An 18,065-nucleotide genomic window follows, 5' to 3' on the forward strand; every position below is an offset into this window, starting at 1 on the left:
TTACCGCGATATTAACGGCTGAGTTACCATAGTTGTTTACCGTGCATCCTGACCAATGCATGTCGCCCAAAAGTGCGCAGCGGTTTTGGGACAACGACATGCATGAAAACAATAGCTTAAAGCGCGTCACCTGACCTGTTCAAACGCGACGCGCTTTAAGTACCGGAGCAGGATGCATGTCCGTTCAATCCGCGGCCGCAGATGTCGACGTCGATCTTAGGCAGCTCTTCGCAAGCCTGGCGAGGAACTGGCTGCGCATTCTTGTCGTGGCGCTTGTAGTAACCGGCCTGGCGCTCGCGCTCGCCTGGCTCGCCACGCCGCATTACATGGCCGAAACACGGCTTTTGATCGAAACGCGCGAATCCGTCTACACGCGCCCCGACGGCACCAACAACGACGACAGGCCGATTCTCGATGAGGAAGGCGTGACCAGTCAGGTCGAGGTCATTTCCTCGACCGACATCCTCAAGCAGGTGGCGCAGAAGCTCAATTTATCGCGGCTTGCCGAGTTCGACGAGGCGGCTGACATGCCGGTGTTGAGTCGTCTGCTCGTCATTGCCGGCCTGAAAAGCGACCCCAACGAGATTCCGCCGGAAGAACGCGTGCTGAAGACCATGCGCGAGAAGCTCAACGTCTATCGTGTTGAAAAATCGCGCGTTATCGTCATCGAATTCTCCTCGGAAAACCCCAGGCTTGCCGCCGAAATTCCGAACGCCATCGCCGACGCCTACATCTCCGTCCAGGGCAATGCCAAGACCGAATCGAATTCCGCTGCAACCGACTGGCTGGCGCCTGAGATCGCCGACCTGTCAAAGCGGGTGAAGGATGCCGAGGGCAAGGTGGCAAGCTACCGCGCCCAGTCCGATCTTTTGATGGGCGGCAACAATTCGGTGCTCGCCACGCAACAGCTTTCCGAACTGTCCAGCGAACTGTCGCGGGTGCGCGCCAATCGCGCCTCGGCGGAAGCGACTGCCGACGGCGTGCGCAGGGCGCTGCAGAATGGCGGCTCGCTGGATGCGGTGCCGGAGGTGCTGTCTTCCGAACTCATCCAGCGTCTGCGCGAGCGGCAGGTCGAGCTCAAGACCAATATCGCCGACCTTTCCACCTCCTTGCTCGACAATCATCCACGTATCCGGGCGCTGAGGTCGCAGCTTGCCGATCTCGATCGCCAGATCCGCAACGAGGCGGAAAAGATCATGAGAGGGCTGATGACGCAGGCGCAGACCGCCCAGGCCCGCGAAAATCAGCTTGTCGCCGACGTCAACACCCTGAAGGCCGCATCGGCGCGCGCCGGCGACCAGCAGGTCGAACTGGACGCGCTGCAGCGCGAAGCGACCGCCCAGCGCCAGTTGCTCGAATCCTACCTGACCCGCTACCGCGAGGCATCCTCGCGCAAGGACAGCAACTATCTTCCGGTCGATGCGCGTGTCTTTTCCCGCGCGGTGGCGCCGTCCGAGCCCTATTTCCCAAAAATCCTGCCGATCGCCGGTGCAGCCTTCGTCGGCTCGTTGCTGCTCATGGCGATCGTGACGCTTCTGCAAGAGCTGTTTTCGGGTCGCGCCATGCGGCCGGCCGCCGGCGCCCGCTTCGAGCGGATCGAGCAGGTCGCGATGCCCGTTGCTAGGCAGGAGCCGGCCGACATCGAAGAAGGCGATATCGAAGAGGTCGAGGACCGGGCGGCGGAAGCGGAGGCAGAGCCGGAAGCGGTTGCCGCAGTGCAAGCAACGGCCCCAGCAACTGGCGAGGTCGTCGAGCCGGCGCGCCCCACTCTTGGCGAAGTCGAGATCGACAAGGCGGTGGAGAAACTGATCTCAAGCGGTGCTGCACGCGCCATATTCGTGTCGCCGGAAGGCGACGAGGCGGCCGCCTCGGCGGTGCTGGTGGCGCGAGAGGTTTCCGACGCCGGCCTGCGTGTGCTCCTGCTCGATCTTACCGCTTCGGGCGCCGCCTCGCGGCCGATGCTGGACAGCGGGCTTTTCCCGGGCATCACCAATCTGCTCGCCTCGGAAGCGCAATTCAGCGACGTGATCCATCCCGATCTCTATTCGGACTGCCACGTCATTCCCGTCGGCACTGCCGATCCGGTCCGCGCAATGCGCGCCGCCGACCGGCTGCCGATCATCATGCAGTCGCTGACCACCGCCTACGATCTGGTCGTGGTCGAATGCGGACCCACCGACGCGCAAGGCATCGGCCGCCTTGTCGGCGAGGGCACCGAGGTCTTCCTGTCGATGCTGGAGCCGGACGACGAGGTTACGCATGCCGCGGTCGAGTTGATCGAGAGCGGCTATCCCGACCTGACGCTGGTGACGCCGGTCGGCCATGCGACGCCAGGGACGCCGGTGCCGGGACGGCGCTCCGCCGCCTGAGACGGTTCGATAGTTTTCCCGAAGTCCCCGAAATCCCGGCAGCGATCAGCTGTCGTCTTCGCCAGCGGCAGGTGCTGCGTGCCCGGCCGTCTTGCGGCGCAGCACCTTGGTCAGCTTCCAGATCGTCGGACTGTTCTTGACGAAGGCTTTCAGGCGCGCGCCTTGCTGTAGGATAAGCGCCAGCGCGCGGCCCTTCAACGTCAGCGGGACCAGGACCTCGAAATGCTGGGTCTCGATATCGCACCACAGTCGCTTGTAGGGTTCGTCGCCGACCGAGAAATCATAGACATCGAACCCGCTCTCGCAGGCCTCTTCGATGTTGTCGAAGAACAGGAAGTCTCCGGGGCTGGTATGGGCGAGGTCGTCGTCGGCGATCGCCCCGAATTCGCAGATCAGGCGTTTTCCCGAGCGGCTCGATCCGGTGACGGCGCGAAGCTTGCCGGCGACCTCGAGCCCGTGCAGCACGAACGACGGCTTGTCGTCGCAAAGCGCTTCTGCGAACAACGCACGGAAGAAAGCACGAACCTCCGGCTCGCCGAAGACGTTGGCGATGCCCATCTTGCGGAAGCGGAACTCCTTCATCTCGAAAAACGCATCGAGCAGTCTGTTCACCTCGTCCGCTGTCCGGGCCTCGATCCGGCGGTGGCTGCCGACGGCCTCGAACTTGCGCGTCTGCGAGCGGTGCTTCTTGCGCTTGCGCTTGCCGCTCGCGCGGGACAGCAGTGCATCGAAACCTCCCGCCAAGTCCACGGCCAGCGACAGGTTGGGGCTCGGATAATTGGGCAGCGAGGCAAGCGGATTGGCAATGCCTTCGAGATCTGGCAGCAGCCGCTCCAGTGCGACGAGGTCGATGTCCGGCCGCGCCTCGGCGACCGCCGCCAGCATAGAGCGGATTGCCGCGCCGTCTGTCTTGGTCAGCCAAGACGGGTCGGCGGCGGCGAAATTGCCGTTGGCATGGCGGCCGCCCATGAAACGGGCGACGCGGAATGGACCGCTGCTGGTGACTTCCAGCGCCAACGAAAAAACCGGCCGGCCTTCAGCGCTCAGCGTCGCCAAAACGCTGTCCGCCTCGGCATATTTGGCCCAGTTCAGGATCCAGGCCGGGCTCTGCGCCGGCGCGAACAGCGCCGAACGGCAGAACTCGGCATAAGCTGCAAATGCTAAACTATCGGCGACCGAGACCGACAGGCCGACATGATCCGCCGGCAACGCGCGCGGCGCCGCCTCCACTGCTTCGAGCCGATTGCCATCAAATGACGCGGTGGCGTCAACCATACCTCAATCCTTTAAGGCGTATTCACCGCGATTGGGGGCTCGCGTAGGCGCATTCCCTGCTGGGATGAGCCTAGGCGCAAAAGGTGAACGAATGATCGACGGGGGCGAGGCAATCCGGAAACTGGCGCTCAACGTCGTCCGCTATACCGGTCTTGCCCCGCTGGCCAAGCCGTTTGTCGGCGGCATCGGCGCCATCCTGATGCTGCACCGGGTCACCGCCACGCCGGAAAAGCCTGGCAGCGTCAACCGGCATCTCAACATTGCGCCTGAGTTCCTCGATGCCGTGATCGCCGACATGAAGGCGAACGGCTATACATTCGTCACGCTGGACGAGGCGGTCGAGCGCATCAAGGCCGGCGGCAAGGGCGGCCAGTTCGCGGCGATCACCGCCGACGACGCCTACCGCGACAACATGACCGAGGCGCTGCCGGTGCTGGAAAAGCACGGTGCGCCGGTCGCCATCTACGTCGCTCCGGGGCTGATAAACGGCGCCGCCGATCTATGGTGGGAGGTGGTCGAGGACATCGTCAGCGCGCGGGACCGGTTGCTCCTGACAACGCCGAACGGTCCGGTGACGATCGACTGCTCGACCCCAGGCAAGAAACTCCAGGCCTTTGCCCGCCTGCACGACTATCTGACGCTGGAGGTCCGCGAGGAGGACCAGCGCGCGGTGCTGCGCGAATTGGCGCGGTCGAACGGTATCGAGTTGGACGCACGCCAGGGCATGTTGATGAACTGGGACGAGATCCGTGCCATGGCGGGGCATCCGCTGGTGACGATCGGCGCGCATACGGTCAATCATCGCAATCTGAAGCGGCTTTCCGAAGCCGACGCGCGCCATGAGGTTGACGATGTCAGGCGCATATTACAGGCCGAACTCGGCGAGGCGCCGCGCCATTTCGCTTATCCCTATGGCTATGCCAGCGCCGTCGGCGGCCGCGAAGTCGGCTTTGCCCGCGACGCCGGCTATGCCTCGGCGGTGACGACCCGCCACGGCGTGCTGCGCGCCGAACATGCCGGCTTCCTGCAAGCGCTGCCGCGCATTTCGGTCAACGGTCGCTACCAGAGCGTTGCCCATATCCGCACGATGCTGTCGGGCGTGACGACGCCGCTGGCCAACGCCGGCAAGATGCTCGTCACCATCTAATGGTGAAAGTCTGACACTTGGTACCGGTGGACGGCAAGAACCGACCCCTTGCGGACCATCCCTGATGGCAGGTCAAGGGAACGTCGTGACCTGAAGGCGACATTTGTCTGGACCGTCGTTAGGTCTCGTCAGGCTGGAAACCGGAAGTTCGACGCGAACCCAACAGAGAGCTCGCCGGCTGTTCACGGCTGCTCTACGCGCTCAGTCCTCGGACAAGCCGGCCAGAGAACTATCCTTCCAGAAGCGACGCGGGATCAAGGGACGTCGCCTGGCCGGACGTGACGCGCAGGAGAGGGCATCTTTGCAAACGTGACGATCACTCCGGCACGCCGGCAATACCCAGCGCCTCGACGTAGCGCTCGGCGAACACCTTGTCGCGCCACGGGTTGATCTGCCTCTGCAGGCCGAGCGTGTAGGTCGGGAACGCCTCCATCAGCCGCCGCGCCGCCGCCTGCGCCTCGTCCAGCCGATTGAGTTTGACCAGCGCCATGATCACCACCCGGTGCGAGGAGCCGTAATTCGGCATCTCGCGCAGCGCTCGTTCTCCCCAAGCCAGCGCTTCCTCGTAGCGTTCGAGCATCAGGTAGCTCATCCCGATGCCGGAGAGCGCGATGCCCTTCTCGGGGTCGACCGGGCTCAGCCGCATTGCCCTGTGGAAGTGCTCGATCGCGACGAGGGGGCGGCCGCAATGGGCGTTCACCCAGCCGCTGCCCGTATAGCCCTGCGCCGAATTGGGATTGAGGAGCAGGGACCGTTCGATCGTGTCCAGCGCCGTCTCGTAATCCTTGGCGCTGTAGGCGATCACCTGCGCGGCGAAACGCAAGCTTGTCGGGTCGTCTCGCGCGTCGGCCAGCACCTCGCGGGCCATGCGCACGGCGACGCGGAAATCGTCGGGCTCGTGCCAGCACTGACTCACGGACAGGCTGCGGATATAGGCACCGAGTGCCTTCGCCAGGGTGAAGCCTGGGTCGATGCTGAGCGCCTCGTTGGTGAGCCGGCGCACGTCGGCAAAGCCTTCGCGCGTCATGCTGTAGAAGCGCGGCAGCGCGCGAAGGTAGAGGTCGTAGGCGCCGATGTAGTCGGTCGGCTTCATGCGCGCCTGCTTTATTTCCTCCAGCCGGATGCTCGGCTCGACTGCGCCGACGACGCTCTCGGTCACCTTGTCCTGCAGGTCGAAGATGTCGCTCACGTCGCCCTCGAAGCGGTCGGCCCAGACATGGTGTCCGCTGATCGCGTCCACCAGCTGCCCGCTGATGCGCACCCGCGATCCTGCTCTGCGGATGCTACCTTCGAGCACGTAGCGGACGCCCAGCTCACGCCCGACCTGGCGCAGGTCCACCGCTCGGCCCTTGTAGGTGAAGGACGAGTTGCGGGCGATCACGAAGAACGAGTTCACCCGGCTCAATCCCGTGATGATGTCCTCCACCAGCCCGTCGGCGAAGTATTCCTGGTCGGGGTCGCCGCTCATGTTGGTGAAAGGCAGAACTGCGATCGAGGGTTTCGTGGGCAGGGGAGGCGGTGCAGCCACCGAGGCGCTGGCGTCGGTCTCGACGCGATAGGCGCGCACAGGCCGCTCGATGTTCTTGAGGCGCAGGTCGCCGAGCAGCGTGAAGCCGCCGTCGAGCTTGCCTTGAAGGTGGTCGTAGGCGGTGCCCGAGACGACCACGGCGCCGGGATCGGCGATGCTTTCGAGGCGGGCGGCGATGTTGACACCGTCGCCGTAGAGATCGCCGTCCTCCTCGCAGACCACGTCGCCGAGATTGACGCCGATGCGGAAGCGTATCCGCTCTTCCTCGGGCGTCTCCGCCTCGTGTTCTGCCAAAGCCTGCTGGATCGCTATCGCCGAGGTCACCGCGTTGACGACACTCGCGAACTCACACAGAATGCCGTCGCCAGTGAGCTTGACGATCCGGCCCTGATGCTCGGAGACCAGCGGTTCGAGGAGGTCCTTGCGGTATGTCTTGAGCCGCTCGAGTGTGCCGCGCTCGTCGCGCTCCATCAGGCGCGAATAGCCGACCACGTCGCAAGCCAGGATCGCTGCCAGGCGGCGCTGCGCGGTCATTGCACCGCCCGGCCAGGCACGTGCACGCGGGCTGCCTTGCGCCCATGCCCCGCCAACTTCCAGACGTCCAACGTGCATGGTATCCATCTCTCCCAGCCGCTGCCCATCGCCGACTCAGAACGGGGAACGCGGCTTGACCTTGCCTTCACGAGATTTCGCTATCCCGCTTGCGAGGCGTGGAGCGATCCAGTCACCGCGCTAACAGCCAACCGGCGACACGCCCACGCAGCCTCTGGGGACGCTGACACGCCACTCCCAGAAGGCCGGAGATATTTGCTGCCCTTGGTAACCGGTTGACGCCACCGTGGCGGTGCTTTTGTCACCGCGATGTAACAGCGAGATGCCTTACGGGCGCGCGCATCAGGCATCACACCAGACGTTCGCGCTTAGAGGTGCTGAGGTCGGAAAGTGGCGCGACTCTACCCATCGAGCACTGCGTCGACCGGGCTGACATCCGGCAACTTGTGCGATCGAATCCTCGAAGACAACGCCCTTTAGCCGCTACAATTCGCGGCTCGCGTCGGGCGCTGCGGTGCGGAGGGCGGCATGGGAGAAGGACCATGCCCAGTTGCTACCGGGGCCACATCGTTGGCCAAAAGCCTCCTCTGAAGCCGCGTGAGGTCTGGAGTATCCGGACACGACTTCAGGTGTCGGGCGCTGAACGGGATCTAGCGCTCTTCAATCTCGCCATCGACAGCAAGCTTCGAGGTTGCGAGCTGGTGGCCGTCACTGTCGGAGACATAGCCCTTTCCGGCAGCGTCCGCGATCGGGCGGTGATTGTTCAGAGGAAGACCGGGGCGACCTGTGCAATTCGAGATCACGGAGCAGACCAGAGCCGCAGTCGGTGCATGGATAGCCCGTCGCCACCTCACCGAAAGCGAGTTCCTGTTTCCCAGTCGCGTGCGAGTTAAGCCGCATATGTCGACAAGGCAGTACGGGCGGATCGTCGAGAAGTGGGTATCCAGCATTGGGCTCGAACCAAAGCGACACGGAACGCATTCAATGAGACGCACGAAGGCTTCACTGATCTACAAGAAGACCGGCAACATTCGTGCGGTTCAGCTGCTGCTCGGTCATACCAAGCTGGAGAGCACCGTGCGCTACCTCGGCATAGAAGTAGATGACGCTTTGGCGATCTCTGAACAGATCGAACTGTAAAGCCATGCGGAGCGGCGCTATCATCCAAGTGTCGCTCCGTGACCCGAGCCTGACCTTTCCGTCGCGGGCGTAAGGGTCCGCAGCGGGCGGAAAAGATGACGATCAACCTTCGGTCGCGACGTTCAAAAACGCGCCTGTATTCGCTTTGGTTGGGGGCGCCTTTGTGTATAATTAGATACCGCTAAAATAATGACGCGACGAGAGCCGGCAAAACTGATAGGTACTTGGGCTGGGGTCAGGAACCGGAGACCCAACATGCTCAGAGCCCTAGGCAAGGCGTGCGCGGTAATCCTTTTGTCAGGAAACTGCGCTTTCGGCCAATCGGATTCGATAGAGCCGGAGGCTGGAACGTGGAAGACGTGGGTGATCACGTCAGGAAAGGATCTCCGCGTACCGCCGCCACCGGACGATTCCGCAACTGAACTGAAGCAGCTCCGCGATCTTGTCGCAAAGAACGATGCGCAGACTGCCGCCGGGATCACGTTCTGGGATGCCGGATCGCCCGGCTATCGATGGATCGAACTGGTCAATAACCGCCTTCTCGAAAACCAGCAGATTCCCAATGCACACCGCGTCTACACCTATATGACCATGGCGATCCACGACGCCACGATCGCGGCGTGGGAGTCGAAGTATTTCCACAATCGCCCACGCCCGAGCGAGGCGGACACGACGCTGCCGACTGCGCTGCCGACGCCTCGCAGTCCATCCTATCCCTCTGAACATGCGGCAACTGCCGGAGCCGCCGCGGCGGTTCTTTCCTATTTCTTTCCCGACGAGGCGTCGTCGTTCCAGTCAATGGCGAAAGAAGCGGCGCAGTCTCGTGTCCTTGCCGGTGTCCAATTCCCAAGCGACTCTTCCGCCGGCCTGGAATTGGGGCGACGCGTGGCAGAGCAGGTGATTGCACGGGCAAAGGCCGATGGCTCCGACGCCGTTTGGACCGGTACGGTGCCGACCGGGCCGTGCATGTGGGTCGGAGACAAACCGGGTAATGCAACCATGCCGAACTGGAAGCCGATATTGCTGAAGGCAGCCAATGAATTCAGGCCACCGGCTCCACCCGACTGTGCGTCGGAGACGGTGAAGGCCGAGGTTGATTCAGTTCTACAGTTCGAGCGGAAATTTCCAACCAACTACAAAGCGTTCTACTGGCAAAGTCCATCCGGCCTGTTCACCGACTGGTATGACTATGCCAGCAAATGGATGTCCGAGGACAAGACGGATTCGAACCCCCCGCGCGCCGCACGGGCTTACGCGTTGCTTGCAACGGTCCACTACGACGCCTTCATTGCAAGCAACGACGGGAAGTACGCGTATTGGTACCTGCGGCCCAACATGCTTGACCGGAGCATCACTCCCCTGTTTGCGGTGCCGGGCCATCCCAGTTATCCGTCGAACCACTCCACGCTCTCGACTGCCCGATGCGAGGTCCTTGCGTACCTGTTCCCCGGCCATGCGGAATTTATTCGTGCGGTCGGCAAGGAGGCGGGCGATTCCCGCATCTGGGCTGGCATCCACTACGAAATGGACAACACGGCAGGCGTCGCGCTCGGTAAAGCCGTCGCGGGCAAATTCATCGAAAGGGCAAGAACGGACGGTGCAGACTAGCGAAGGGGCAGACAGCCAAGATGCGGCAACTGCCCAGCTAACCACACGGCCAAATGTCTGTTGTAGCATAGGTAGCCAGAGTTTGACCGAGCGCCCCGAAATGTCCGCTCATAGCGCTGCCTGCGCGTTCCGATCGGCGACACGGAAGGCAGAAAACCACCCTGAGCTGCCCTACACGTCGGGTAGCAAGCGTCAGGCTTTCACCATCTAGCGGCGGCGGGGAGCCTCAACTCTTCGGCCGCGGCGGCTCCAGGATCAGCCATTTGATGATGCCCATAGCCGGCAGCACCCAGAGCATGCCGCTGAGCAGGAAGAACAGGAAATGCGCCCACGGTCCCGATTCTGCCAGTTGGGCAACCGCCACGATCGATGCGACCAGCGCATAGACGATGACCAGCGCCACCAGCAGGAATGTTCCGATCAGCTTCTTCAGGCGAATGGGCATTTCGTGGTCCCGTTGATCTCTATCGCTTAGGCCCAACGAAAGAGGCGCGCAACCCGCAAGAAGCGGCGCGACGGCGTGCCGCGCTGTCCGGTCTTGCCAGCGGGATGGCGATGGTTCACCAATCCGCGACTGCAATCTGTCGGGACGAGCCTATGGCTGCCATATCAGCTGCCGCGCCTTTCGTGGCCCGCGACCGCGACCTGCGCAACCGGGCGCTGGTGCGCGGCTGGCTCTACGTCGTGCTTCTGGTGCTGTTTGTCCTGGTCCTGGTCGGCGGCGCCACCAGGCTCACTGAGTCCGGCCTGTCGATCACCGAATGGAAGCCGATCCACGGCATCATCCCGCCACTCAACGACGCCGAATGGCAGGAGGAGTTCCAGCGTTACCAGCAGATCCCGCAATATGCCGAGCTCAACAAGGGTATGAGCATCGAAGCGTTCAAGTCGATCTTCTGGTGGGAATGGGTGCACCGGATCCTGGCGCGCGGTGTCGGCCTGGTTTTCGCCGTGCCGCTGGTGTTTTTCTGGGCGACGCGCCGCATCGAACGCGGCCTGGGGCCGAAACTTATCGGGATTCTTCTTCTCGGCGGCCTGCAGGGCGCGATCGGCTGGTGGATGGTGGCGTCCGGGCTGGTCGAGCGGGTCTCCGTCAGCCAGTACCGGCTGGCGACGCATCTGACGCTGGCTGCACTGATCTTCACCGCGACCATGGTGGTGGCTCGCGGGCTCGCGCCTCATTCAGAGCCCGCCGCCGACCGTTCGACGCAGCGTCTGGCCGGCTTTCTGGTGTTGCTGGCGCTGATCCAGATCTATCTCGGCGGGCTGGTCGCCGGGCTCGATGCCGGCCTGAGCTACAACACCTGGCCGCTGATGGACGGCAAGCTCATCCCCGGTGATCTGCTGATCCTAGAGCCGGCATGGCGCAACTTCTTCGAGAGCCCGAAGACGGTCCAGTTCATCCACCGGCTCGGCGCCTACACGATCTTCGTAGCAGCACTTTGGCACATGATCGCGACGCACCGCCGCCTGCCTGAAACGACGCATGCGCGTCGCGCGACGCTGCTGTTTCTGCTGGTGCTGGCGCAGGCCTTGATCGGCATCGGCACGCTGATGATGCACGTGCCGCTGCACATGGCGCTGACGCATCAGGCCTTCGCGCTTGTCCTGCTTGGTTTTGCAGCAGCGCATTGGCGCGGTACCAAGGGCGCCTATCCGCTGCCCAACCGGATCGCCATCAGAGGCTGAGCCGCACCGTCCTGATCGCCGTGGCAATGGACAATTCGCGGCTTTCCTCGATCGCGTTGCCGTCCTCATGGTGCCATGACGCCGACAGGCAGCCATAGGCGATGGCGTGATCCAGAATGGCGAGCGGTGTCTGGCCGAGCGTTCTGGCGAATATCTCGGCCATGTGGGCAATGCCCCGGGGATCGCGGCAAAGGTCATCGCGGTCGAGCGGGTTGTAGAACATGTTCGCCGCATCAAAGCCGGGATCGCCGAGAACGCCCTTCGGATCGATTGCCAGCCAGCCACGCGGCCCGTGCATGATGTTGTCGTGATGCAGGTCGCCATGCAGCGGCAGCACGTCGACAGGGTCGGCCAACAGCCGTTCCGCGGTCGCAGCCGCTTCGACATAGAGGCTCTTTTTGCCGGCGTCGCGATCCGTCTTCGCCTTGTTGAACAGACTGGAAAACCGTGCCCGCAGCGGCTGAAGATCCGGCGGGGCAGGGTAGTCAGATGGCGAGAACAGTCTTGCCATCACTTCGGCCGCGATTGCGGTGGCGGCATTGTCTCCCTGCTCCGCCAGAACCTGTGACAGCAAGGTTTCGCCGGCATATTCGAGCAGCATGCAGTGACCGTCGTTGCCGAGCAGCCGCACCGCGCCTTCGCCGCGCCGCCAGGCGAGAAAATGCTCGCCGCGCAACTCGTCTTCGACGTCGTCGAAAGGTTTGAGGGCCTTGACGATCGCCGGCGAGCCGTCCGCGCGAAAAACCTTCCAGATGCGGCTGCTGAAGGTTTCGGCGATCAGTTCTGGCGCATTGACGTTCCAGCGTGTTGGAAATGCCGGAGCGTCCATTCAGTGCTTGAGGCCGAGCATCAGATCCATGTTCTGCACGGCAGCACCCGAGGCGCCCTTGCCGAGATTGTCGTACACGGCGAGCAGCAGCGCCTGGGCCCTGTCGTCGTTGGCGAAGACATAGAGCTTCATCCGGTTGGTGCCGTTGTAGATTTCGGGATCGATCTCCGGCACGCGCTCCAGTTGCTCATAGGGCGCTACCTCGACCACGCCGCCATCGATGGCGGCGAAATGGTCGGCGATCGCCGCATGAAGCTCGGCGCCAGTCGGCACATAGTCGAGGCCGCCGAGCTGCAGCGGCACCACCGTGATCATGCCTTGCGCGAAATTGCCGACCGCCGGCTGCATGATCGGGTCATGCGACAGTTTCGCATAGGTCCTGAGCTCCGGCACATGCTTGTGCTGGAGGGTCAGCCCGTAGGGCAGGAATTCCGACGCATCCTCGCCCTTGGCGACATAGTCCTCGATCATCGGCCGGCCGCCGCCCGAATAGCCCGAAATGCCATTGACGGTGATCGGAAAATCCGGCGGCAACAGCCCGGCCGCCACCAGCGGCCTCAGCGTCGCGATCGGGCCTTGCGGCCAGCAGCCGGGATTGGCGACGCGCTTCGCCCTGGCAATTGTCTTCGCCTGCTCCTTGTCCATTTCGGCGAAACCGTATTCCCAACCTTCGGCCACGCGATGCGCGGTCGAGGCATCGATGACCCTTGTGGTGTCGTTGGTGATCAGCGACACGCTTTCTTTCGCGGCTGCGTCTGGCAGGCACAGGATCGCGACATCGGCAGCGTTGAGGAACTCGGCTCTAGCTGCCGTTTCCTTGCGGCGCTCGGTCGGAATGGAGATGATCTCCAGGTCGCCGCGCTCGGCAAGCAGCGCCCTGATCTGGAGACCGGTGGTGCCGTGCTCGCCGTCGATGAAGATTTTCGGTTTCATTGCCTGCCTGAATTCCCTGATATTTCAAACTCAAAGTTATATGCCGCTTGCCTGGTTCAACGCGGCAACGACGTGATTGCCGCTGTTCAGCTCTTCGAGCCGGGCTTTTCGTTCCGCCAGGAGCCCGAGATAGTGCATGGCCACCGTCGACCCCGCAATTGCCGTTATATCGGCGTGATCATAGGCCGGCGCAACCTCCACGACGTCGGCGCCGACGATATCGACCTGATTGATCTGGCGCAGCACCGACAGGATTTTTGCCGAGGACGGCCCGCCGGCGACCGGTGTGCCGGTGCCGGGCGCGAAGGCCGGGTCCAGGCAATCGATATCGAAGGTGACATAGGCCTTCTTGCCGCCAGTGCGGTCGACGATGGCATAGGCGATATCGGACGCGCGCATTTCCTCGACTTCGTGGCCATACAGGATCTTGATGCCGAAGGTATCAGGCGCATGGGTGCGGATGCCGATCTGGATCGAACGGTCGGGGTCGATAATGCCCTCCTTGACCGCACGGCCGACGAAGGAGCCGTGATCGATGCGCTTGCCATCGTCCGGCCAGGTGTCCTGGTGGGCGTCGAACTGCACCAGGGCCAGCGGTCCGTGGATGGCGGCATGCGCCTTGAGCAGCGGCCAGGTGACAAAATGGTCGCCGCCGAGCGATAGCAGGAAGGCGCCGGATTTCAGGATTTTCGCCGCCTCACGCTCGATCGTTCCTGGCGTCTTCTGGTGATTGCCGCTGTCGAGGAGGCAATCGCCATAATCGACCACGGCGAGATGTTCGAACAGATCGCGCGAAAACGGATATTGCGGATCGTTGTCGAGGATGGTCGAGGCGCGGCGAATCGCCTGCGGCCCGAAGCGCGCGCCCGGCCGGTTGGTGACGGCTGCGTCGAAAGGGATGCCCCACACCACTGCGTCCGCGCCTTTCACGTCCTTCGTGTATTTGCGTCGCATGAACGACAGCGCGCCGGCATAGGTCGGCTCGAAGGACGCGCCCGTCCTGGCCCGGGCGGTGAAGGCGTGGTCGATGTTGCTGTTCGGCATGAAGCGATCTCCTGTGCGTCGAGGCGCAACCTTATTGGACATAATTCTCAGAAATGCGACCCCTTCCGGGGACCATGGTCATTCGAGCCAGTCACAAATTCTTGCTTGCCAGGTGAGCCCACATGGCTGGCCCGGGAATTGTCCAGCTAAGCACGAATGCAACCGAAAGTAGCCAACCGTCCCATCGTCGGACGGTGTCGGCCACACCGACCGCGACAGCGGCGGCATCGATCTCGGCAAGCTGATTGGCAGCGACCTGCTGATTGCCGTTATGATTCGAGGTCGCAGAACGGCCGTTTCAACCGGCATTGACCTGACTTTCCGGCATTTGCGAAGCCGGCTTCGTTCACTGGGCTGTCACGTGAGTCGCTTAACCGGGTCTCCATCCGGTACGGAGCGATTCTCATGCGAACGACCTGGCTGAACCTTCTGCTTTCCGTTGCCTTGGCGCTCTTCACAGGCCCGGCATCGGCAGGCGAAACACGCGCCAGACAGATTCTCGACCGTTTCGAACACGCCAACCAGTGGCGCGACCACGTCATGGTGGCGGCACACCGCGCCGGCAGCATGCAGGCCCGCAAGACGCTCTATGCGGAGAACTCGATCGCCGCCGTCGAGGCATCGATCGCGCTTGGTGCCGAAATCGTCGAGGTCGACGTCAGGCGCTCGAAGGACGGCCAGTTCGTCGTCATGCATGACAGCTGGCTCGACCGCACGACGAATTGCAGGGGCGAGGTGGTGAAGCGCACGCTGGCCGAGCTCAAAACCTGCAGGCTGGTGATCGAAGGCACCGGCGCCGTCACCGATGAGCCGGTCTCGACGCTGCGGGAGATGCTGATGGCGACAAGGGACAGGATCCTCATCAACATCGACAACAAGCTCGATGTCGACAGCCTGGCCGGCATGATCGCGGTCGCGCGCGACCTGGGCATGGCCGAGCAGGTGATCGTCAAGGAAAACTTGTGGAACCCGGCCCGGATCACCACGGTCAAGGCCGCCATGGGCGCGATCGGCAGTGGTTTCCAGTTCATGCCGATCATTGCCGACGACGCGGTTCGTGACGCCCGCTTCGCCGAGAAGGTCAGCGGGATCTTTTCGCCGCGCGCGGTCGAGATGATCAACTGGCGCGCGGGGTCGGAGACGCTGACCGACACCGGCGGTCCGCTGTTCAGCCCCCGCATGCGGGCGGCGGCGATAAGGGGCGACTGGCACATCTGGGCCAACACCTACGCCATCGTCAACAAGCCGGGCGGCTTCCTTGCCGGCGGTCGCGGCGACGAGTTGGCGGTGCTCGCCAGCCTGCCGCGCGAGACGTACGGCTTCTGGGCCGAGCGCGGCGCCACCATCATCCAGACCGACGAGCCGAAAGCGGCGATAGACTGGCTGGCGGCGAATGGCTACCGCGTGCCTTATCCCGATGAGGCGCGGTCAGCGGAGTCGGCGAACACCGCTAGCATCAACTAGACTGGATCGAAGCGGGCAAGGAGCCGCTTGGATGGTCACCAGCCCGCCGTCAGGCAGCCATCGCCACGCCGTCCAGCTCGCTCACGGCGTCCTCTGGTAGATCGAGTTCGGCTGCGGCGAGATTCTCCCTGAGATGCGCGACCGACGAGGTGCCTGGAATCAAAAGAATATTCGGCGCGCGACGGAGCAGCCAAGCGAGCGCGACCTGCATCGGCGTGGCGCCCAGGCGCTGAGCGACGCCGGATAGGGTAGACGACTGCAGCGGGTTGAAGCCGCCGAGCGGAAAGAACGGCACGTACGCGATGCCGTCACGAGCAAGTTCATCGATCAAGACATCGTCGCCCCTGTAGGCCAGATTGTATTGGTTCTGCACGCAAACGATCTTGGCGATCCGCCGCGCCTCTTCGATCTGTGCTGACGTGACATTGCTTAGCCCGATATGACGCACCAGGCCCTGTCGCTGCAGCTCGGCCAGCATAGTGAGCGGCGCCTCGATCGACCCTTCGGCGGGGCCATGCGCGTCGAACATGATCCTGAGGTTGACCACATCCAGCACGTCGAGCCCGAGATTGCGCAGATTGTCGTGCACCGCCTCCGTCAGCGCTTCGGGCGAGAAGGCCGGAAGCCACGAGCCATCCGCGCTGCGCCGCGCACCGATCTTGGTGACGATCGTCAGGTTGTCGGAATAGGGCGCGAGCGCCTCACGGATGAGTAGGTTGGTGACGTGCGGGCCATAAAAGTCGCTGGTGTCGATGTGGTTCACCCCGCGCGCAACGGCTTCGCGCAGCACTGCCAAGGCTGCGTCGTGATCCTTGGGCGGACCGAACACGCCGGGTCCTGCGAGCTGCATGGCGCCGTAGCCGAGCCGCTTCACGGTGCGGTCGCCGAGAGTGAATGTGCCTGACTTGTCGATGCTGGACATGGTCTATCTCCGTTCAAGATAAGGCTGAGATAGGCGCTATCCGATCTCACGATAATTGGGCACACTCCGCACGGGCTGTACGGAATGTCGAACAATGAAGATCGATCTCGGAGATCTGAACGCTTTCGTAGCTGTGGCGCGGGCCAAGGGCTTTCGCGATGGCGCCCGTGCCAGCGGCGGCAGTGCGTCGGGCTTGAGCGAGGCGGTGCGCCGCCTCGAGACGCAGCTCGGTGTCAGGCTGCTCAACAGGACGACCCGCAGCGTCGTCCTGACTGAAGCGGGTGCGAGCTTGCTGGCCCGGCTCGGCCCAGCCTTGACCGAGGTCGAGACAGCACTTGACGTTGTCAACGGCTTCCGCGATCGGCCGGCAGGTACATTGCGCCTCAACGTGCCGGTCAGCGCGGCGCGGCTGGTGCTGCCCGGTATCGTCCCTCGTTTCCTCGCCGCGTATCCCGGCATCCGGCTTGAGGTGATCGCCGAGGAGAGCTTTGTCGACGTGCTGGCGGCCGGCTGCGACGCCGGCATCCGTTACGACGAGCGGTTGGAACAAGACATGATCGCGGTGCCGATCGGACCGCGGGTGCAGCGCTTCGCCACCGCCGCCAGCCCTACCTACCTTGATCGCCATGGCCGGCCGCAACACCCGCGCGACCTGCTCGGTCACGCCTGCCTGCGTGGCCGCTTCGCCAGCGGTGCGCTGCCGCCGTGGGAGTTCGAACGCGACGGCGAGGTGGTGCGGGTCGATCCGACGGGGCCGCTTCTCGTGACCTTGGGCGGAGCGGCCGATCTCGCTGTCGATGCGGCCATCGCCGGCACCGGCATTGTCAGCCTTTTCGAGGATTGGCTTCGCCCTTACTTCGAGAGCGGTGCGCTTGAACCCGTCCTCGAATCTTGGTGGCAGAGCTTCTCCGGGCCGTTTCTCTATTATCCCGGCCGGCGTCTCGTGCCGGCGCCGTTGCGGGCGTTCATCGACTTCATCAAAATACCGGCTGATCGGCCTTGAATTTGGGCCAGGTTAGTAATCGCCAAAGAAAAGGCCACCCGGAGGCGGCCCTTTCGAATGTCTGAAGCTGCGCAGCGCTTAGCGCTTCGAGAACTGGAAGGAGCGGCGGGCCTTCGCCTTGCCGTACTTCTTGCGCTCGACGACGCGGCTGTCGCGGGTCAGGAAGCCGCCCTTCTTGAGCACGGCGCGCAGCGCCGGCTCGTAGTAGGTCAGCGCCTTGGAGATGCCGTGGCGCACGGCGCCGGCCTGGCCGGAAAGCCCGCCGCCGATGACTGTGGCGACGATGTCGTACTGGCCGGCGCGGTTGGCGGCGATGATCGGCTGGTTGAGGATCATCTGCAGGACCGGGCGCGCGAAATATTCGGCGAACACCTTGTCGTTGACGACGATCTTGCCGGAGCCGGGCTTCACCCAGACGCGCGCGATGGCGTTCTTGCGCTTGCCGGTGGCATAGGCGCGGCCCGACTTGTCGAGCTTCTGGACATGGACGGGTGCAGCCGGCTGCGTGTTGGTGTTGCCGGTGGCAGTTCCGAGTTCTGCGAGCGAGGAAAGCTCAGCCATT

General features: G+C 63.4%; 14 protein-coding genes and 1 pseudogene. 7 read left to right on the top strand and 8 right to left on the bottom strand.

The window, feature by feature from the left end:
- Nucleotides 1-176: 176 nt before the first annotated feature.
- Nucleotides 177-2,369 (top strand): GumC family protein, encoded by a 2,193-nt coding sequence (locus tag RPG13_RS18195; RefSeq protein WP_126106884.1) that lies wholly within the window; start codon nt 177-179, stop codon nt 2,367-2,369.
- A gap of 45 nt (nt 2,370-2,414) precedes the next feature.
- Here RPG13_RS18195 and RPG13_RS18200 read toward each other — a convergent pair whose 3' ends face one another.
- Complete coding sequence (locus RPG13_RS18200; RefSeq protein WP_337125680.1) at nt 2,415-3,644, bottom strand: GNAT family N-acetyltransferase; 1,230 nt, start codon at nt 3,642-3,644, stop codon at nt 2,415-2,417.
- 91 nt (nt 3,645-3,735) lie between these two features.
- Between RPG13_RS18200 and RPG13_RS18205 the strand changes: the two genes are divergently transcribed.
- A complete protein-coding gene (locus tag RPG13_RS18205) occupies nt 3,736-4,791 on the top strand; it encodes a polysaccharide deacetylase family protein (RefSeq protein WP_126106882.1) in 1,056 nt (351 codons plus the stop codon).
- 316 nt (nt 4,792-5,107) lie between these two features.
- On the opposite strand, the gene RPG13_RS18210 is transcribed toward RPG13_RS18205, so the two are convergent.
- Nucleotides 5,108-6,853 carry an adenylate/guanylate cyclase domain-containing protein gene (locus tag RPG13_RS18210; protein WP_337125681.1) on the bottom strand — a complete coding sequence of 582 codons (1,746 nt, stop codon included), beginning with the start codon at nt 6,851-6,853 and terminating at the stop codon, nt 5,108-5,110.
- Between the two features lie 560 nt (nt 6,854-7,413).
- On the opposite strand from RPG13_RS18210, the pseudogene RPG13_RS18215 reads away from it, so the two are divergent.
- Together RPG13_RS18215 and RPG13_RS18220 are read left to right on the top strand one after the other, a co-directional pair.
- Nucleotides 7,414-8,011 (top strand): annotated as a pseudogene (locus RPG13_RS18215) (tyrosine-type recombinase/integrase).
- A gap of 255 nt (nt 8,012-8,266) precedes the next feature.
- Nucleotides 8,267-9,619, top strand: a complete 1,353-nt coding sequence (locus tag RPG13_RS18220; protein ID WP_337125682.1) for a phosphatase PAP2 family protein — start codon at nt 8,267-8,269, stop codon at nt 9,617-9,619.
- A gap of 226 nt (nt 9,620-9,845) precedes the next feature.
- Here the strand turns inward: RPG13_RS18220 and RPG13_RS18225 are convergent, their stop codons facing one another.
- Nucleotides 9,846-10,064, bottom strand: a complete 219-nt coding sequence (locus RPG13_RS18225) for a DUF2842 domain-containing protein (RefSeq protein WP_337125683.1) — start codon at nt 10,062-10,064, stop codon at nt 9,846-9,848.
- Between the two features lie 152 nt (nt 10,065-10,216).
- Here RPG13_RS18225 and RPG13_RS18230 point away from each other — a divergent pair, with 152 nt between their 5' ends.
- The gene (locus RPG13_RS18230; protein WP_095485798.1) at nt 10,217-11,308 is read left to right on the top strand and encodes a COX15/CtaA family protein; all 1,092 of its coding nucleotides are present in this window, start codon (nt 10,217-10,219) and stop codon (nt 11,306-11,308) included.
- Here RPG13_RS18230 and RPG13_RS18235 read toward each other — a convergent pair.
- The 3 genes from RPG13_RS18235 to speB are packed head-to-tail and all read right to left on the bottom strand — an operon-like array spanning nt 11,298 to nt 14,114.
- The gene (locus RPG13_RS18235; RefSeq protein ID WP_337125684.1) at nt 11,298-12,137 is read right to left on the bottom strand and encodes an aminoglycoside phosphotransferase family protein; all 840 of its coding nucleotides are present in this window, start codon (nt 12,135-12,137) and stop codon (nt 11,298-11,300) included. The genes RPG13_RS18230 and RPG13_RS18235 overlap by 11 nt on opposite strands.
- Nucleotides 12,138-13,070, bottom strand: coding sequence for an N-acetyl-gamma-glutamyl-phosphate reductase (argC, locus tag RPG13_RS18240; RefSeq protein WP_337125685.1), 933 nt, complete (start codon nt 13,068-13,070; stop codon nt 12,138-12,140).
- A 36-nt stretch (nt 13,071-13,106) separates the two neighbouring features.
- Complete coding sequence (gene speB, locus RPG13_RS18245; protein WP_337125686.1) at nt 13,107-14,114, bottom strand: agmatinase; 1,008 nt, start codon at nt 14,112-14,114, stop codon at nt 13,107-13,109.
- Nucleotides 14,115-14,519: 405 nt separating this feature from the next.
- Here speB and RPG13_RS18250 point away from each other — a divergent pair, with 405 nt between their 5' ends.
- The gene (locus RPG13_RS18250; RefSeq protein WP_337125687.1) at nt 14,520-15,578 is read left to right on the top strand and encodes a glycerophosphodiester phosphodiesterase family protein; all 1,059 of its coding nucleotides are present in this window, start codon (nt 14,520-14,522) and stop codon (nt 15,576-15,578) included.
- A gap of 49 nt (nt 15,579-15,627) precedes the next feature.
- Here RPG13_RS18250 and RPG13_RS18255 read toward each other — a convergent pair whose 3' ends face one another.
- Complete coding sequence (locus RPG13_RS18255; RefSeq protein WP_337125688.1) at nt 15,628-16,500, bottom strand: aldo/keto reductase family oxidoreductase; 873 nt, start codon at nt 16,498-16,500, stop codon at nt 15,628-15,630.
- Nucleotides 16,501-16,594: 94 nt separating this feature from the next.
- Between RPG13_RS18255 and RPG13_RS18260 the strand changes: the two genes are divergently transcribed.
- On the top strand, nt 16,595-17,503 hold the full coding sequence (locus tag RPG13_RS18260) for a LysR family transcriptional regulator (RefSeq protein ID WP_337125689.1): 909 nt from the start codon (nt 16,595-16,597) through the stop codon (nt 17,501-17,503).
- Between the two features lie 78 nt (nt 17,504-17,581).
- Here the strand turns inward: RPG13_RS18260 and rpsI are convergent, their stop codons facing one another.
- A complete protein-coding gene (gene rpsI, locus RPG13_RS18265; RefSeq protein ID WP_023717316.1) occupies nt 17,582-18,064 on the bottom strand; it encodes a 30S ribosomal protein S9 in 483 nt (160 codons plus the stop codon).
- Nucleotide 18,065: the final 1 nt, after the last annotated feature.

This window comes from Mesorhizobium sp. ISC15 (genome assembly GCF_037162615.1).
Classification (GTDB): Bacteria; Pseudomonadota; Alphaproteobacteria; order Rhizobiales; family Rhizobiaceae; genus Mesorhizobium; species Mesorhizobium mediterraneum.

What these genes read in the sequence shown, in the direction of transcription:
- RPG13_RS18210 (WP_337125681.1), bottom strand. Translation starts at nt 6,853, where the DNA reads ATGACCGCGCAGCGCCGCCTGGCAGCGATCCTGGCTTGCGACGTGGTC.
- RPG13_RS18255 (WP_337125688.1), bottom strand. Translation starts at nt 16,500, where the DNA reads ATGTCCAGCATCGACAAGTCAGGCACATTCACTCTCGGCGACCGCACC.
- RPG13_RS18230 (WP_095485798.1), top strand. Translation starts at nt 10,217, where the DNA reads ATGGCTGCCATATCAGCTGCCGCGCCTTTCGTGGCCCGCGACCGCGAC.
- RPG13_RS18220 (WP_337125682.1), top strand. Translation starts at nt 8,267, where the DNA reads ATGCTCAGAGCCCTAGGCAAGGCGTGCGCGGTAATCCTTTTGTCAGGA.
- rpsI (WP_023717316.1), bottom strand. Translation starts at nt 18,064, where the DNA reads ATGGCTGAGCTTTCCTCGCTCGCAGAACTCGGAACTGCCACCGGCAAC.
- RPG13_RS18250 (WP_337125687.1), top strand. Translation starts at nt 14,520, where the DNA reads ATGCGAACGACCTGGCTGAACCTTCTGCTTTCCGTTGCCTTGGCGCTC.
- speB (WP_337125686.1), bottom strand. Translation starts at nt 14,114, where the DNA reads ATGCCGAACAGCAACATCGACCACGCCTTCACCGCCCGGGCCAGGACG.
- RPG13_RS18235 (WP_337125684.1), bottom strand. Translation starts at nt 12,137, where the DNA reads ATGGACGCTCCGGCATTTCCAACACGCTGGAACGTCAATGCGCCAGAA.
- RPG13_RS18260 (WP_337125689.1), top strand. Translation starts at nt 16,595, where the DNA reads ATGAAGATCGATCTCGGAGATCTGAACGCTTTCGTAGCTGTGGCGCGG.
- RPG13_RS18205 (WP_126106882.1), top strand. Translation starts at nt 3,736, where the DNA reads ATGATCGACGGGGGCGAGGCAATCCGGAAACTGGCGCTCAACGTCGTC.
- RPG13_RS18200 (WP_337125680.1), bottom strand. Translation starts at nt 3,644, where the DNA reads ATGGTTGACGCCACCGCGTCATTTGATGGCAATCGGCTCGAAGCAGTG.
- argC (WP_337125685.1), bottom strand. Translation starts at nt 13,070, where the DNA reads ATGAAACCGAAAATCTTCATCGACGGCGAGCACGGCACCACCGGTCTC.
- RPG13_RS18225 (WP_337125683.1), bottom strand. Translation starts at nt 10,064, where the DNA reads ATGCCCATTCGCCTGAAGAAGCTGATCGGAACATTCCTGCTGGTGGCG.
- RPG13_RS18195 (WP_126106884.1), top strand. Translation starts at nt 177, where the DNA reads ATGTCCGTTCAATCCGCGGCCGCAGATGTCGACGTCGATCTTAGGCAG.